Origin of the sequence: Paenibacillus sp. GYB003, from assembly GCF_036577625.1 — a bacterium.
Lineage (GTDB): Bacteria > Bacillota > Bacilli > Paenibacillales > NBRC-103111 > Paenibacillus_AB.
In genome coordinates, this window is the sequence record NZ_JARBDC010000008.1 from 1 (window position 1) to 15,392 (window position 15,392).

At 61.9% G+C, this 15,392-nt stretch carries 14 protein-coding genes; 5 read left to right on the plus strand and 9 right to left on the minus strand.

Features of this window, described 5'->3' with window-relative positions; genetic code table 11:
* Nucleotides 1-798, plus strand: a 798-nt coding sequence (locus PV407_RS05360; protein ID WP_332088860.1) for an RsmF rRNA methyltransferase first C-terminal domain-containing protein, incomplete at its 5' end; no start/stop codon positions are given.
* Between the two features lie 17 nt (nt 799-815).
* On the opposite strand, the gene PV407_RS05365 is transcribed toward PV407_RS05360, so the two are convergent.
* From PV407_RS05365 to PV407_RS05375, 3 genes are all read right to left on the minus strand, one after another.
* Nucleotides 816-1,688, minus strand: coding sequence for a sugar phosphate isomerase/epimerase family protein (locus PV407_RS05365; RefSeq protein WP_332088861.1), 873 nt, complete (start codon nt 1,686-1,688; stop codon nt 816-818).
* Nucleotides 1,689-1,782: 94 nt separating this feature from the next.
* Nucleotides 1,783-2,769: a Gfo/Idh/MocA family protein gene (locus tag PV407_RS05370; RefSeq protein ID WP_332088862.1), complete on the minus strand. Its 987-nt coding sequence runs from the start codon at nt 2,767-2,769 to the stop codon at nt 1,783-1,785.
* Between the two features lie 235 nt (nt 2,770-3,004).
* Nucleotides 3,005-4,045 (minus strand): hypothetical protein, encoded by a 1,041-nt coding sequence (locus PV407_RS05375; protein ID WP_332088863.1) that lies wholly within the window; start codon nt 4,043-4,045, stop codon nt 3,005-3,007.
* Nucleotides 4,046-4,270: 225 nt separating this feature from the next.
* Here PV407_RS05375 and PV407_RS05380 point away from each other — a divergent pair, with 225 nt between their 5' ends.
* Nucleotides 4,271-4,363: a YjcZ family sporulation protein gene (locus tag PV407_RS05380; protein ID WP_332088864.1), complete on the plus strand. Its 93-nt coding sequence runs from the start codon at nt 4,271-4,273 to the stop codon at nt 4,361-4,363.
* 52 nt (nt 4,364-4,415) lie between these two features.
* Complete coding sequence (locus tag PV407_RS05385; RefSeq protein WP_249865622.1) at nt 4,416-4,508, plus strand: YjcZ family sporulation protein; 93 nt, start codon at nt 4,416-4,418, stop codon at nt 4,506-4,508.
* A 219-nt stretch (nt 4,509-4,727) separates the two neighbouring features.
* Here the strand turns inward: PV407_RS05385 and PV407_RS05390 are convergent, their stop codons facing one another.
* Both PV407_RS05390 and PV407_RS05395 read right to left on the minus strand, forming a co-directional pair.
* Nucleotides 4,728-8,045: an S-layer homology domain-containing protein gene (locus tag PV407_RS05390; RefSeq protein ID WP_332088865.1), complete on the minus strand. Its 3,318-nt coding sequence runs from the start codon at nt 8,043-8,045 to the stop codon at nt 4,728-4,730.
* Between the two features lie 108 nt (nt 8,046-8,153).
* Nucleotides 8,154-8,627 carry a hypothetical protein gene (locus tag PV407_RS05395; protein ID WP_332088866.1) on the minus strand — a complete coding sequence of 158 codons (474 nt, stop codon included), beginning with the start codon at nt 8,625-8,627 and terminating at the stop codon, nt 8,154-8,156.
* A 135-nt stretch (nt 8,628-8,762) separates the two neighbouring features.
* Here PV407_RS05395 and PV407_RS05400 point away from each other — a divergent pair, with 135 nt between their 5' ends.
* Nucleotides 8,763-10,901, plus strand: a complete 2,139-nt coding sequence (locus PV407_RS05400; protein ID WP_332088867.1) for a bacterio-opsin activator — start codon at nt 8,763-8,765, stop codon at nt 10,899-10,901.
* A 50-nt stretch (nt 10,902-10,951) separates the two neighbouring features.
* Here PV407_RS05400 and PV407_RS05405 read toward each other — a convergent pair whose 3' ends face one another.
* Both PV407_RS05405 and PV407_RS05410 read right to left on the minus strand, forming a co-directional pair.
* Nucleotides 10,952-11,704, minus strand: coding sequence for a pseudouridine synthase (locus PV407_RS05405; protein WP_332088868.1), 753 nt, complete (start codon nt 11,702-11,704; stop codon nt 10,952-10,954).
* Nucleotides 11,705-13,234 carry an RsmB/NOP family class I SAM-dependent RNA methyltransferase gene (locus tag PV407_RS05410; protein WP_332088869.1) on the minus strand — a complete coding sequence of 510 codons (1,530 nt, stop codon included), beginning with the start codon at nt 13,232-13,234 and terminating at the stop codon, nt 11,705-11,707.
* Between the two features lie 153 nt (nt 13,235-13,387).
* Between PV407_RS05410 and PV407_RS05415 the strand changes: the two genes are divergently transcribed.
* Nucleotides 13,388-13,930 carry a thioredoxin family protein gene (locus PV407_RS05415; RefSeq protein WP_332088870.1) on the plus strand — a complete coding sequence of 181 codons (543 nt, stop codon included), beginning with the start codon at nt 13,388-13,390 and terminating at the stop codon, nt 13,928-13,930.
* A gap of 109 nt (nt 13,931-14,039) precedes the next feature.
* On the opposite strand, the gene PV407_RS05420 is transcribed toward PV407_RS05415, so the two are convergent.
* Together PV407_RS05420 and PV407_RS05425 are read right to left on the minus strand one after the other, a co-directional pair.
* Nucleotides 14,040-14,459, minus strand: coding sequence for a DUF309 domain-containing protein (locus PV407_RS05420; protein WP_332088871.1), 420 nt, complete (start codon nt 14,457-14,459; stop codon nt 14,040-14,042).
* Between the two features lie 108 nt (nt 14,460-14,567).
* Nucleotides 14,568-15,371, minus strand: coding sequence for a GTP pyrophosphokinase (locus PV407_RS05425; RefSeq protein WP_332088872.1), 804 nt, complete (start codon nt 15,369-15,371; stop codon nt 14,568-14,570).
* Nucleotides 15,372-15,392 lie beyond the last annotated feature (21 nt).

The window sequence follows — 15,392 nt, forward strand, 5'->3', positions numbered from 1 at the left end:
GGCATGTTCCGCAAAGACCCGGAGGCGATCCGGGAATGGTCACCGGATCATGTGCGCATGTGCGCCGCGCGGCAGCTGGACATTTTGGACAGCGCCGCCGTCATGCTGAAGCCGGGCGGAACGCTCGCCTACTCCACCTGCACGTTCAACCGGACGGAAAACGAGGACGTGCTCGCCGCCTTTACCGCCAAATATCCGGCATTCGCCGTCCTGCGCACCGAGCGGCTGTGGCCGCATCGCGTACGCGGCGAAGGGCATTTCGTCGCTTTGCTGCGCAAGGGCGACGGCGGCGAATCGGCCGCGGCGCGCGGCAGACGGGGCGGAAAGCCGGCCGGCGCGGCCGACAAATCGGTGCGCGAAGCGATGCGGCTGGCCGAGCGAATGATGCGGGAGGTCGCTCCGTCGTTTTCGCTCCCTCCGGGAGAGCCCGCGCTGTTCGGCGAACAGCTGTACTGGCTGCCGGCGGCGCCGGACTTCGCGATACGCGCGGACGATTTGGACGGCGTCAAAACGCTGCGGCCCGGCCTTCAGCTGGCCCATATCAAGAAAGGGCGCGCCGAGCCCGCGCATGCGCTGGCCATGGCGATAACGCCGGACATGTGCCGCGCCGCCGTCTCGCTGCCCGCGGACGCCCCGGAGCTGGAAACGTATTTGAAGGGCGGGACGATACCGGCGGGGCCGGCTGCGGCCGGCTGGACGCTGGTTGCGGTAGAGGGCCATCCGGTCGGTTGGGGCAAAGCTTCCGGGGGACTGCTCAAAAACCATTTGCCGAAAGGACTGCGCTTGATGGGCGGCTAAGCACGGCCGTTTGCCGCTTACCGGTAGGCTTGAATGAATTCGACCGCCTGCCGAATGCTCGGCTCCGGATCGCCGCCGCCCTCGTGTTCGACCGTCAGGTAGCCGCCGTAGCCGATATCGGCAAGGGCGCCGAAATAAGCGTCGAAATCGACGTGGCCTTCCCCGACCGGCGTTTCCGCGTACACCTTTTTCGCCCGGACCATCTCGCGCACTTTGCCGCCCTCGCCGAACGTGTAGTCGAGCGAGGCGTACACTTCCCGCGGATCGACGGCGAGATAGCGGACTCCGTCCTTCACGTGCGTGTGCACGATATAGTCCTTCAGCAAATGAACGCCGCGGACCGGATCGTCGCCCGTCACCATCACCATGTTCGCCGGGTCGAAATTGACCGCAACTCCCCGGCCGCCGAGCGTATCGAGAAACGATTTCAGCTGGTAAGCCGTCGTCGGTCCGGTCTCGATCGCAAAATGGCCGTCCATGCTTTCGGCGAATCGGCACAGCTCGGCGCACGCCCTGCGCATGTCCGCATAAACGGCGCTCTCGGTATCGTACGGAATGACGCCGATATGCATCGTCACGATATCGGTTCCGAGCTCCTTGGCCAGCTCCAGGGCGCGCTTCGCCAGAGCGATGTTGTCCGCGTTCGCCCCGCCTTCCTGCAGGCCGAAGCCGCCGAAGCTGATGCACAGGGCGGAAACGTCCAGGCCGTGCGATGCGATCTCGTTTCTCCATTCGCTGCGCGCGCCCGGCGTCAGCGCCGCGGGATCGAGCTCGCCGCGGGCGAACAGCTGCACGCCTTCCGCCCCCGCCTCCTTCGCCTTGCGAAGTCCGTCCCGGACCCCGACGCGGAAGTTTTCCGCGATTACGCCGATTTTATTCGTCAATGGCATCGTTGTTCTCCCCATCCTTTTCGATTCGGCGCAGTCGGCCGCGCCCTGCGCTTCGGGCGCGAGCCGACATCGATTCGCCGCCTGCTCCTATTGCTTACGGGCGGGCCGCCGGCAGCTCCGGCGAATATCCCGCCGCCTCGTAGATCGCTTCCGTCAGCCGAAGCACCTTTAGTGCGTATTCCCCGGACACGAGCAGCTCCTGCCGGCCCAAAATCGCTTCGACGAAGTTGCGGTCCGGATCGGTGTCCGCCGCCGGCAGCACGGGCTCGACGGGCTCTTCCCCGTTGCGGCGCAGCTCGATTTTGCCGTTGTTGCAAAAGATCGCGCCTTCCTCGCCGACGAAGACGTACGATTCCTCGAAACATTTCCGATTCGTTTTGCCGACGATGTTCAAGCTGCCGATCGCCCCTTCGGCAAACCGGATCGCCGAAAACGAGTCGACCTCGACCGGCGATTGTTGGCAGTCCAGCTGAGCGACGACCGATTCCGGCGTCAAGCCGGTCGTCCACAGAAGAACGTCGATGATGTGGCTTCCCGAGTCCATCAGCATGCCGCCGCCGGACAGCTTCGGATCTTGCCGCCACGTTCCCGCCTGCGCGTCTTTCCAGTCCTGGTACAGCGTCGCATTGACCGACGTGAGCCGGCCGATCGCGCCGCCGGCGATGGCGGAGCGGATGTACATGAACTGCGGCACGCAATGCCGCTGGTACGAGACCTGCAGCAGCTTGCCTGCCCGCTTCGCGTGGGCGATCAGTTGCTCCGCTTCGCTCGACGTGCAGGTCATCGGCTTTTCCAGCAGCACATGCTTGCCCGCCGACAAGGCATCGCGCGCCTGGGAGAAATGGAGCGTATGCGGCGAGCATATGATGACCGCGTCGACCGTTTCGTTGCGCAGCATTTCCGTATAATCCCCGTATTCGGCGACGTCGGCCAGGCCGAACCTTTGCCGAAGCTTTTCCCGGCTCGCTTCGCTCGGGTCGGCGAGCGCCACGACGGCGGCATCCCCGACCTGCCGCAGCCTTTGGGCATGCGTATGGGCCATATTGCCCGTCCCGATCATGCCGATTCGAATCGTTGCCATGTACAGACCTCCCGTAACATTTCGGCCGAGCGTCCGCCTTCCCTCTGCGGGGACAGCCGCGTCCGTCCGCCTTGAAATTCCATGCTCAGTATAGGCGATGCGGCCAAAGCCTGTATTTGGCAATCGGCGCTGCTTTGTTGTGCACAAACGGTTTTTTGGAGAACGGCAAAAAGACCGGGCGTGGGGCCCGGTCTCGGCGTCCTCCGCCGGCATGCCGGGATCGGCGCGGCAGCCGTCAGTGGACGATTTCGGTTTCGTATACAATATCGTCGATCAGCCGGTTATTGACGAGCATCGACAAATTGAGCGAGTCGTAATCTTTTTCCTTGTCCAGCTCCTGCATCAGCAGCGCCCCGATATACTCGCGGTCTTCCGAGCTTTCCGGATCGCGGAAATCGATAAAACCGCTCAGCTCGCGGCGGCTTACGTCGACGGTCGCCCGGGCGATCGGCAAACCTCCGTGCGACTTTTTGTACAAGTCGTATGTGATCGTATCGCCGTCGTTTCTGGCCAGAACGACCGAATAGCCCCGATGGTCGTCGTCGACCGATGCGACATCGTACTCGTCGTCATCCAGAAAATCTTCGTGAGTCAGATCGACGGTCTCGATCGTATCGCCGTCGTACTTCATTTCGATATGAAACGTATCCACTTCGTCGGGATCGAAGTCGGAAACGAGCAGTCTCGTCGCGGCTTCGATATCGGCATCCGCCGGCTCGAATTTCCAGTCGATTTCCGCCAGCACGTCCGCCCCCCGTATGCGAACGAACGCTTCGGCCAACCATTCCCGGTCGGGGCCGTACATATGGTATTCGATCCGGTTGCGGCTTTCCCCCACGATGGCCAATTCGTGCACCGGCGATCGATCTTCGTCGTCCTCGGCCATTTCGATCGAATCGCGGCCGTCCGGATCGACGTCGTCCAGATGCGACTCGTCGTCATCCTCGGACGTATCGGCGAGTTCGTCCGCAAACGATTCGATAACGCCGATCTGATGCCCTGCGGTCATAATGTGGTCGTAGGAGCTGCAAGTGACGATCACTTCGCAGTCCCTGGCTCCGAGCGCATCGACCAAATGCTCGATGTATTGCTGAGCCGCTTGTATCGCCTCCGCTTTTTTGCCGCCTTCCAGCGAATCGCGCTCGAGCTGAACCGAGCCGGACAGTCTGTCGCCTTCCCGGTAAACGAGCGTCATCGCCCCGACGAACCGGCCGTCCAGCAAAAGCTCGGTCACTTCCCCGCCGGCCGTTTTCAAATCGGGCCTTAACGTGATCATCGTCATCAACTCCGTTCTCCATGATGGGGTAGTCGCTACTTCAACGGTATTATTCGGTGCAGGCCCATTTTCTATGCGTCAGGGCTTTTGTCCGGGTCGGATGTTCCGGCGCCGCAATATGATGAAGTATGCCGAATGCGGAATCGGCTGACGGATAAGAAGCGATCGCGGAAGCGCGGATCGCGCCGCATTCGGGAAATACGTTCAGACGGGGAGGAATCGCACGTGTCTGGTGTTGGAGGCTTCGCAACGTCGACCGCTGTCATTCTTGTGCTGTTCATCCTGTTGGTTATCGTATCCCGCGGATTGCTGTACTGATCCCGGAGCGAAACCACTTTTTTAAAAACGATCGAACGAAGGAGGTAATCCTATGTCCGGAGTAGGCGGCGTATTTACTTCGACGGGTGTCATTCTCGTGCTGTTCATCCTGCTTGTTATCGTATCCCGCGGGTTCTTGTACTGAGATCGATAGCCGAGCCGATTGAAACCGAAAAAGGGGCTGTCCCGGGGTAAGCGCCCGCGGGATAGCCCCTTTTTCGTTCATCGGTCCAAGCGGTAGGCGGCGAGCGCCTAATGGACGCCTTCGCCGTTGTTCGAGGCGGTCGCCCGGACCGCCTCGCGGCAAAGGAAAGGCCCCCGGGTTCGTAAGGCCGGAAGCCGTACAAACGAGGGAGCCCTCGGGTCAATCGATAAATTTCAAAACATGCAGCATCCGTTTCAGCAGAACCGCGCTCTGGGCGCGGGTGGCCGGCTCCTGCGGGGCGAACGTCGTATCCGTGATGCCTTCGATCAAGCCGGCCGCCAGCAGTTGGGCCGCAGGCTGCTTGGCCCAGTCGGCCACATCGGCATGGTCGGAGAAGCGCCCCAATGCCGAAACGTCAGCCTGCGGAAGCTCTCCGGCGTACCGGATCGCGCGGGCCAGCATCGCTGCCAGCTGCTCGCGCGAAACCGGCGCGTCGGGCCGGAACGTTCCGTCCTCGTACCCCTCGATCAATCCCGCTTCGGAAGCGGCTCCCACCGCCCCGGCGTACCAGGCGGCTTCCGGCCGTACGTCCGCATACAAGGATTCGCCGGCCTGCTCGACCAGTCCGAGCGCGCGTACGAGCATCGCCGCAAACTCCGCGCGGGTGACCGTACGATCGGGGGCAAACGTGTCCGCGCTCACCCCTTGAATGACGAGCTTGCTCGCCAAAAGCTCGACGTCCTCCCGCGCCCAATGCCCCTTCACGTCCGCGAACGTCCGGTCCGATCGGACCGCGGTATACAAGCTGTTATGCGGCGCGTAAAAAGTCGCTACATTCTCCCCGTTCTCCGTCTCGAACACGGAAGGGACGAAATGCGGCCGGCCGGCCGAATCGATCCAAACAACCGTGGATCGTCCGGGAGCTGCGGAAGCATCGAGCACGATCGTCCGTTCTGTGTATATGCCGCCGAGATTCGTCATTTCTTTTCCGTCCGCATACAGGGCGAAGTCGATCGGTTTGGCAACCATCGCGTAGCCTTGCCGTTTCAGCGCGGCATTCAGCTCGCCGCCCGCAGCCTCCGTCAGTCTCGATATGGACACCGTCACGGTCGCATCGCTCGGGACATTGTCCCATACGCGCAGCGGCAGCTTGTAGCTTGCGCCGTTTACCCGGATGCGAATGGACGCATCCGGCCAAGCCTCGGAGCCTTCCCGAAGTGCTCGGGCCGGAACGTCCACCTTCACGATCGGATCCTTATTGTCGACCGCGATGTCGACTGTCCCGCTATCGGCAAGGAGCGACTTCAGAAGCTCGGTATCCGGCACGAGACGCAGGACGGACCTGCCGTCGCTCGCCTGTTCTTTTACCGCTTTTACCCGAACGTCCTTACCGTTAATCGCAACAGTCAGCTCCATAGTCGAATTCGGCTCGGGAGGCTGGGCCGCCGGTGCGGCAGGGTTCGAATCGCCGGATGAATCCGAACCGTCCGACGGCTCCGAAGAGTCTGCCGCTGTCAATCGGATGCGGCCCGCATCGACGGTATTGCCCGCCACGACGTTCACGGCGGCCGTGTAAGCACGGTACCCCGGTGCGGTAACGGTTAACGTACGGCTGCCTTCCGCCACATCCGTCAGCGTGAAGCTTCCTTGCCCGTCAGTCGTGCCGACGATTCCGCCTACCGTCACCGTCGCGCCCGACAACGGAGCGTTGCCGACGCCGTATACCGTTCCCGTCACCGCACCGACGGTTACCGGGTCCGGCGGGACAAGAGTCAACTCGATGCGGCCCGCATCGACGGTCTCGCCCGCCACGACGTTCACGGCGGCCGTGTAAGCACGATACCCCGGTGCGGTAACGGTTAACGTACGGCTGCCTTCCGCCACATCCGTCAGCGTGAAGCTTCCTTGCCCGTCAGTCGTGCCGCCGATTCCGCCTACCGTCACCGTCGCGCCCGACAACGGAGCGTTGCCGACGCCGTATACCGTTCCCGTCACCGTACCGACGGTTACCGGGTCCGGCGGGACAAGAGTCAACTCGATGCGGCCCGCATCGACGGTCTTGCCCGCCACGACGTTCACGACGGCGGTGTACGCATAATATCCCGGTGCGGTAACGGTTAACGTACGGCTGCCTTCCGCCACATCCGTCAGCGCGAATGTTCCCGGACTGCCCGTCGTGCCGGCGATTCCATAAACCGATACCGTCGCGCCCGACAAAGGTGCATGACCCGCTCCGTATACCGTTCCGATCACCGTACCGACGGTCGGGGGCGCCGGCAGTACCGTAACCGTTGCGGTGGCCGTATGCGATCCGTCCCCGGTCGTTACCGTAATCGTCGACGTTCCCGCAGCGACGGGCGTCACGTTGCCCGCTTGGTCCACGTCGGCCACGGACGAATCGCTCGTGCTCCACGTCACCGCCCGGTCGGTCGCGTCTGCAGGCACGACAATCGCCGTCAGCTTCTGCGTAGGCCGCCCCGCCGTCAAGGTCAGCTCCGCCGGATCGACGCTCACTCCGGTTACGCGGATCCGATCCTGAATGTTGGAGGCGTCAAGTTGAACGCTGCTCCAAGCCCGAATTTTGCCCTCCGCGTCCGCCTCGAACATTTGCAAATATCGGCCGACGGCTGCAAGCGGTATGTCCGCCCCCAGCGTATACCGAATCGCTTCGCCCGGAAGCGCCGACCCGATCAGTGGGCGAACGCCTGCCGCATCGCCGAGCGTATAGGCGAACGTACGGTCGGGCCCGACCGGCAAAGCCACGGCCTTCGTCGATCCGAACGCGTCGCCCGGGGCGATTTCGAGCCCGGGAATATTCGGCACCGACTCGTCGACGTACAGGGTCAGGGCTGCGCCGGCCGAATTCGAGCCCGTATCGGTGGCCGTTACCGACAGAGGGAATACGCCGGCCTGCGCAGGCACTCCCTGAAGAACCCCCTCGGCGGTCACCTGCATGCCAGCCGGAAGCCCGGATGCGCTCCAGTCCAATCCGCCCGACGCACCGTCGAATGCTTCGAGACGCAACGAATAGGGCGCATCCTTGATCCCTCTCGGCAGGGCATCCGTCAGAACGATGGGCCGCAAATAAGGATAGCCTTCGTTCGCGCTCGGGTGAATGGCCCACGTCCCCTCGAAATCCCAGCCTTCGTAGTTCGATTCGAGCTTCATGTCGGCTGTCGCCCGGCCTTCGAGCTCCTTCGCGCCGCCGTAGTCGCTGCCGATGCCTGCCGTTTGCCCGGTGGACTCCCGATCGAAGAACGAATGACCGATCGTGGCGCCTGCGGCAAAGGTACCTACAAATCCCCCTACCAACAAGTGTGCCGATCCGGCCGGCGTAACGGTCCCTGACGCATAGCTGCTTTCGATCCTTCCGTAAACGAGCTGTCCCGCCAGTCCGCCGGAAAAGACGAACGTAAGGGAGGACCCGGAATTCACATTGGCGACCGGTCCGGTTGCATAGGAGTTGCGGATGGTGCCCGCACCCTGCGATCCGATCAGCCCCCCCGCATATTGATTGGCGCCCGGGCCGCTCTTCACGGATGCGGTCGAATGTGAACCGGCGATGAGGGAATTGGTGGCCCCTCCAACCAGCCCCCCGGCGACGCTCGTGCCGGAGAGCCCTTGGTCGCCGCTCGCAACGCTGCCCTACGAATACGAACGGACGATGCTGCCCCCGTCCGCAAGGATTCCGGCCAAACCTCCGGCATATTGTCCGCCCTCGAGTTGAACGGATACGCCCAAGTCCGTGACGGTCCCCCGTACGATACCGAAGAAGCCCGCGGCAAACCAAGTATGGCCTTGAATCTCGAGCCCGGATATGCGATGCCCCCTGCCGTCGAACAAACCGGTAAAAGGCCCGTGCTCGTTGCCGCCGAACGGAATCCAGTCGTACCCGGTCATGTCGATGTCGTTCGTCAATCGAATGTTGCGGCCGACATAATCGGCCTGGTTCTGATCGATATAAGCCAGCTGCTCGGCGGTCGAGACCAGCACCCAGCCGGACGATTCGGGCGGAACCGGGTCGGCGGCGGCCCGTGCTGTCGGTGCAAGAAGTCCGGATTGTCCGAGCAGGATCGGGATCGCGAGCAGGATGGCCAAAAACAAGGATAGTCGTTTCATGATGGTAGTCTCCTTAACGAAAATGGTACAAATCGGCATCGGTTTATGCGGCGCTTCCAGTAGTGTAATATAAGAAGATAAGGTTTCGTGTTTCATTTTTGTTTCAACTTTACCGTACGGAAAGAAGCGTGCAGGATGGAATCGATATCGATACCCGGCAACAACTTCCCTTCCCGCCGGCGCGTCATCGGCTTGAACCGGGAATTGGACCGGCTGGAGCGGTGGCTGGCGGATCCCCAAGCGGAGACGAAGCTGTTTTCCGTTTCCGGCATCGGGGGCATCGGCAAAACGACGCTGCTCGTCGAGATGGCCCAACGGTCGAGACGTTCGTCCGCGCTTACGCTATGGCTGGACGGATTGGACGCGCCGGCCGCGCCGGCCGCATTTCTATCCGGTCTGGAAATGGGTCTGGAAAGCGAATACGGCAGATTCAGAGCGCCGCAGACCGCCCTTTTGCCATACGTCGTATCGGAGCTGTCCCGGCAGCGGACCGTGCTGCTCCTGGATAACGGCGAGCGCCTCGATCGGCTGGAGGGCTGGCTCCTGTCCAGCTTCCTCCCGCTGCTTCCTTCGACCGGCATACTTCTCGTCATCGCGTCGCGCAACGGACTATCCGCCAAATGGCGAGCGAATCCGCATTGGGGCGGGCGGATCGAATCGTTTCCGCTCGGACTGCATTCGCGGGAGGACGTGCTGGCCTACTTGCGCGAAAGCGGCCTGGAGACCGGCGTGCAGACCGAGGTCGCCCGGAAGACGGACGGCCACCCCATGCTTCTCGCCCTGACCGTCGATCTGCTGCGATCCAGGGAGGGGGAGTCCCGGCAAGGACTGAATGAAATTCCGGCCATGCTGACCGCCGAGTGGCTGCGGGAAGCGGCCTCGCCTCCGCTCCATCGCGCGCTTGCGGCGCTGTCGCTGCTGCCGGCGGCCGATCCGGCGACGTTAAACGATTTGCTGGACGAGCCGATCGATGCGTCCGACTTTCATGCGCTGGCCCGACTATCGTTCGTCCAGGCCACGCCGCAGGGCTTGTCGCTGCATCCTGTGGTCTCCCGTCTGCTGCGGGACGATACCGGCAGCCGCTACCCGGAGCTATTCCGATCGCTGCGCCACAGGACGCTGCGGCTGCTGACCGACCGATTCCGCGAGGCGGACCGGCGGACGCGCATGCGCATCGCCGCCCACGTGCTCGAGCTGTATCGCGAATTTTTGCCCTCCGCCCACGCTTACGCCGACTTCTCGTCCGCCCTGCGGCCGAGGGAGTCCGAGCCGTATCGGCCGGAGGATCTGCCTGTCCTGCACCGGTTTCTGGCCGATTCGCTCGCCCGTTCCGACTGGCACTCGGAGCTGGTCCGGGCGGACGATTGCCACGACGTTCTGAACGAAATCGCCGCGCACAGTCCGGAAGGAATCTGCATCGTGCGCGACGAGGGCGGAACGCCGCTCGGATTTTGCGCCGGATTCCGGCTGCATGCTTCCACCGTACCGCTGCTGGAGCGATACGCTCCTTCCCTCCTCCCGATGCTCGGGGAAGAAGGAGCGCATCTGCGCCGTGTCCCCCCGGAGTCGGCGGACACCCTATGCGTGCTGTTGGCCGCCGTCGATGTCGGCCAGTCCTTTTACGGCCCGGAAGAGCTGGGCGCCCTGCTTATGCAGCGCTGGCTGATCGAGATGGCGAACGGCTGGCGGGGCATCATGGTGTCGGCCGATCCGCAGTTGAACGGCCTGTTCTCGATGTTGGGCTTTCGGGAAAAGGACAAGATTCGCCCCGCCGGTGCGACGGAGGTCGAAATGACCCGGTGGGAGTTGGATTTCCGACACAGTACGTTCGAGCAATGGGCTGAAAGGTTCATCCGGCAGTCGGGACCGGGTCGGGAAAACGGACGGAACGACCGAGAACGGGATTCCCGGTCCGGGAACGGGGCGGAAGAGAAGGTCGATGCGGACGAGGCGAGACAAATTCTTCGTCATCTGTTCGACGTCGATGCGTTGGAGCGATTGCCCGTCGTCCGGCGTCTGGGCATATCGGGATCTGCGGTACGCACGCGCGTGCAGGCGATCTTGACCGCCGAGCCTCCGCCGCTTCCGCTGACCGGGCTCGAGCAGCGGATGCTGCGGGACGGCTTTCTGCGGAAGGAGCTGAACAAGAACCAGCTCGCGGAGGCGTTCCATATGAGCCGCACGACGTTTTACCGGCATTCACGGCAGGCTGCGGATCATTTGGCCCATGTGCTGGCGCAATCGTTGACGGAGCGGGGGAACGGGTCCGGTTAAGGCAAGCGGCCCCCCCCTCTCTTTGTCTGCAGTCGGATCGAACGGGACATTCAGGCTTGTCCGCCCGAATGTCCCGTTAGCTGCTCCAGCTCGTCTTCCGTCAGCTCCCGGCACTCGCCTTCGGCCAAATGCTCGTCGAGCAGCAGCGGCCCCATGGCGATCCGTTTCAAATAGACGACTTTTTTGCCGACCGACTGGAACATCCGCTTCACCTGATGAAATTTCCCTTCCATGATCGTCAGCTCGATTTTGGAAACGACCCCATGCTTCGGATCGCCCTCCCTCAAAACGACGAGCCGGGCCGGCATCGTCACGTAGCCGTCGTCCAGCGCGACGCCCCGCTCGAACGCCGCAATATCGGCGTCGTCGACCCGGCCGTCGACTTCGGCGAAATACGTTTTCGGCACGTGCTTGCGCGGGGAGAGCAAATTGTGGGCCAGCTTGCCGTCGTTCGTCAGCAGCAGCAGCCCTTCCGTATCTTTGTCGAGACGGCCGACCGGAAACGGCTGGAAATGGCGGTATTCGTCCGGTAGCAGGTCGACGACGGTGCGATCCCGCGTATCTTCCGTCGCCGATACGACTCCCTGCGGCTTGTTCAGCATCAAATAGACGAACTCGCGATACGCGACCCGTTCGCCGCCGACCGTGATCGTTTCCGTATCGGGATCGACCTGCATGCCGCTGTCTTTGATCGTCGCGCCTTCTACGCGAACGGCGCCCTGCTTGACGAGCCGCCTGATTTCGCTGCGCGAGCCGTAGCCCATATGGGCCAATATTTTATCGATGCGCTGTTTTTTGCCCAATCAAGACCACCTCCATCCGGCCGGATATTCGTTTTTCAGCATGCCGTCCAGCCATTTGCCCCATCCGAGCGGATAGCCGTCCGTGCAGACGAGGCAGTAGCCTTTGGCCGGCGTATCCGCGCTTCGCAAGCGAAGCCGGTCCGCGGCGAACTGCAAAGTTTCCCCCCGCAAATAGCGGATCGCGTCGTCTTCGTCCGCCCGGAACGAAACCGATCGCGCCGCGTCCGTATCGCGCGCGAGTCCCATCGCGAGCGCGTGCGAAGGCGCAAAGCGCCCTCCCTTGAAGATGCCGACGAACCATCCGGGACGGACCGCTTTCAGGCCATCCAGGCGAGGCGCCCCTTCGGGACTCAAATACACGTAATCGCGGAACGTCGCGACCGTTCCGGGCAGCGGCACGGTCAGCAGCCCGGCCGCGAAAGCGCGAAACGCCTCCTCCGCTTCCGCCGCGCTCGGGACCGCTCCTTTCGCGCCATCGCCGCGTTTCCTGCCGCCGGAGCCGGAAACGCCGCGTCCGGGCTTGCGTCCGCCGGCCTCCCGCTCCGCGAAAGCGGGCGGCGCCTCCGCGGCATATTGCGCCGCTTCGCCGAACCGGCCGGCGGCGTCGCGCTCCAGCACGGCGACATAATGCCCTTCGCCCTGCAGCTTGTGCGGCCACAGCCGGACCGTCCCCGCCACGGACGCGCAGCGATCGTCCGTTCCGGTCTCGCAGCCGATCCAATCCGGCCGGCCGGCGGCGAAGCCGTGCTTCGGCGATACCGGCACGACCCGGAAATCGGACCGCTCGCGCAAAAAATCGGCGACGATCGCTTCGTTCTCCTCCGGGGAAAACGTGCACGTCGAATAAACGATTCGCCCTCCGGGCTTCAGCATGTCCGCCGCCTTCGCCAGAATGTCCCGCTGCATCGCCGCATAGCGCCGAGGCGCCGACTCGTCCCAGCCGCCGGCCATCGAAGGGTCTTTGCGGAACATGCCCTCTCCCGAGCAAGGCGCATCGACCAATATTTTATCGAAAAATTGCGGCATGGCCGGAGCGAGCCGGTCCGGCGTTTCGTTCAGCACGATCGCGTTCGTTGCGCCGTACAGCTCGATATTTTTCACGAGCGCTTTCACCCGGTCCGGCTGGTTGTCGTTCGCGACGAGCAGCCCGCGTCCCTGCAGCTTCGCCGCGATTTGCGTGGACTTGCCGCCCGGCGCCGCGCACAGGTCGAGCACGCGGTCGCCGGGGCGTACGTCCAGCAGCTCGACGGGCGCCATCGCGCTCGGCTCCTGGATATAATACAGGCCGGCATGGTAATACGGATGCTTGCCGGGCTTTTCCGTTTCCGGCACGTAAAAGCCTTCCGGCGCCCATGGAACGGGAGCAAGCGGAAACGGGGCCAAGCCGGCGAACCGTTCCGCGGACAGCTTCAGGCCGTTCGCCCGCACGCCCTGCAGACGGGGCTGCCCGTACGATCGAAAAAAATCCGGGTAGTCCGGTCCGAGCAAGCTTTCCATTTTGCGGACAAATGCCGCCTTCAATCGGGTCATGGTGTCGTCGTTCTCCACTCTTCCGGATAATTTTCTATGCGTTCAAAAAATGATCAATATTTCGCCGCTTGCTCCGGAAGGAAACGACGGGGGACGAAGCGAAATAAGTGATGTTGGTGCCAAACTCATACTATTTCGTTACGGGGTGAAATCGTGAAAAAGCTGTTCATTTATTTGGGGGTTATCGTCGGACTTTTCGTCCTGCTTTTCATTGTAAATCATCAAAGCGAAAAGGCCAAGGAAGAAGCGCGCCTGAGTAAAATCGATCCGGCGGCGAACGAGAAAGCGAAGCAGCTGTACGGCGTCGAAGCGTCCAAGCTGAGGCCGGAAACGCTCGCGCAGCTGAACGATGCGAACTATCAAAACATTATAAAGCCGGCCGATTTGAAAAACGATCTGAACGCGAAAAAGGACATGTTCGTCTATTATTTCCAAACGACGTGCCCGCACTGCATCGTCACGACGCCGCAGTTGAATCCGGTCGCCAAAGCGGCGGGAGTCGACCTGAAGCAGCTCAATTTGTGGGAATACGAGGCCGGCTGGAACGAGTTCAACATCAAGGCGACGCCGACGATCATTTATTACAAAGGCGGCAAGGAAGTCTTGCGGATGGAAGGCGGCCTCAGCCACGACGGGCAGCCCGGCTACTCCCTCGACGACTTCAAGAAATTTTTCGAGGATGCGAAGAAAAAATAACGGCGCCTTTTCCGGCTCGCGCAAAAACGCAAGCGGCATTTCCGACGACGGAATGCCGCTTGTTCGCTTTGACCGTATATTTTGCCCTCGCGCCGGTCTACTGCTACTGCTACTGCTCCTGCTCCTTGATCGGCGGAAAAGCTTTCAGCTCCTCGACCATCGCGGCGAGCTCGGAATGCACGATCGCAATGTCGAGGTCGTAAAAGTCGAACGGCTCGTTCTCGATGTTGAGCAGCTTGTCCAGATACGTTTCGGCGTCCCGGACGAGCCGGCCGAGATCGATGCCCATCGTCAGCTTCGGATAAAACTCCAGCTTCTCGAGCCCTTGCGAGAACAGCTTGATCGCTCCCCCGACGTTTCCGTTCCGGTGATGGTACAGCGCGACAGCGACCTGCAGCAGCCCCTGATAGAGCGGGTTGCGCCCTTCCTCCATCCACAGCTCCTCCATCACCTCGTGGCATTCGAAGTAGTCGCGCTCGACGTTGAAGTAATACAGAAACTCCACGTACAGCAAATCGTAACCGTTCATAGTGCGCCCGCTCCTCCGCGTTTTTCGGATGTCGGCGAAGCCGCCGTTCGGCCCTCGCCGCCCGGTACCCCATAAGGGCTTCGCGCCATGCCGCATACGGCGACGGCGTTACGACGGATCCGACCTTTTGGCTCGCTGCACCGCATCCTCCATCTGCACCGCCAACGCCCGCATCCCCATATAATCTTCGGCTTCCCACAGCTCGTTGAATTTGAGCTGAAAGCTCGCCGCCTCGCGAACGCGATGGTAATAATACAAATCCTGGATATGGTTCAACATTTTCGACACCAGGTTCGAATTGTCCTCGAACAGCTTCTGCGCGTCCATTATTTCGTCGCGGATGCTCGACATTTCCTGATCGAGCGCGTAGGCGGCTTCCGCCGCTTTTTGCAGTCGCAACTTGACGTCCTCGGGAAGCTTCTCGCGGTGCTTGTAGCTGAGCGAATGCTCGATCGTCGCCCAAAAGTTCATCGCCAGCGTGCGGATTTGGATTTCCGCCAGCACCGTTTTTTGTCCGAGCGACGTTTGAACCGGATATTCGATAATAATATGGTAGCTGCGATAGCCGCTTTCTTTATAATTCGTAATGTAGTCTTTCTCGTAGACGACGGACATATCTTTGCGCTGCCGGATAAGCTCCGACAGGCTGCGGATATCTTGGATGAATTGGCACATGATGCGGATGCCCGCGATATCTTCGATTCCTTGCTCAAGCCGGTCCATCGGAACTTGAAGCCGTTTCGCCTTCTCCATAATGCTCGACGTCCGTTTGACCCGTCCCGTCACGAATTCGATCAGGGAATACTCCTCGCGGGCTTTCATCTCCGTCCGGAGCGTCTTGAATTTCACCTTCAGCTCCTCGACCGCCTGCTCGTATGGAATCAAAAATTTTTTCCAATCCCTGCTGTCCATACGACCGCCTCCTGAACCCGT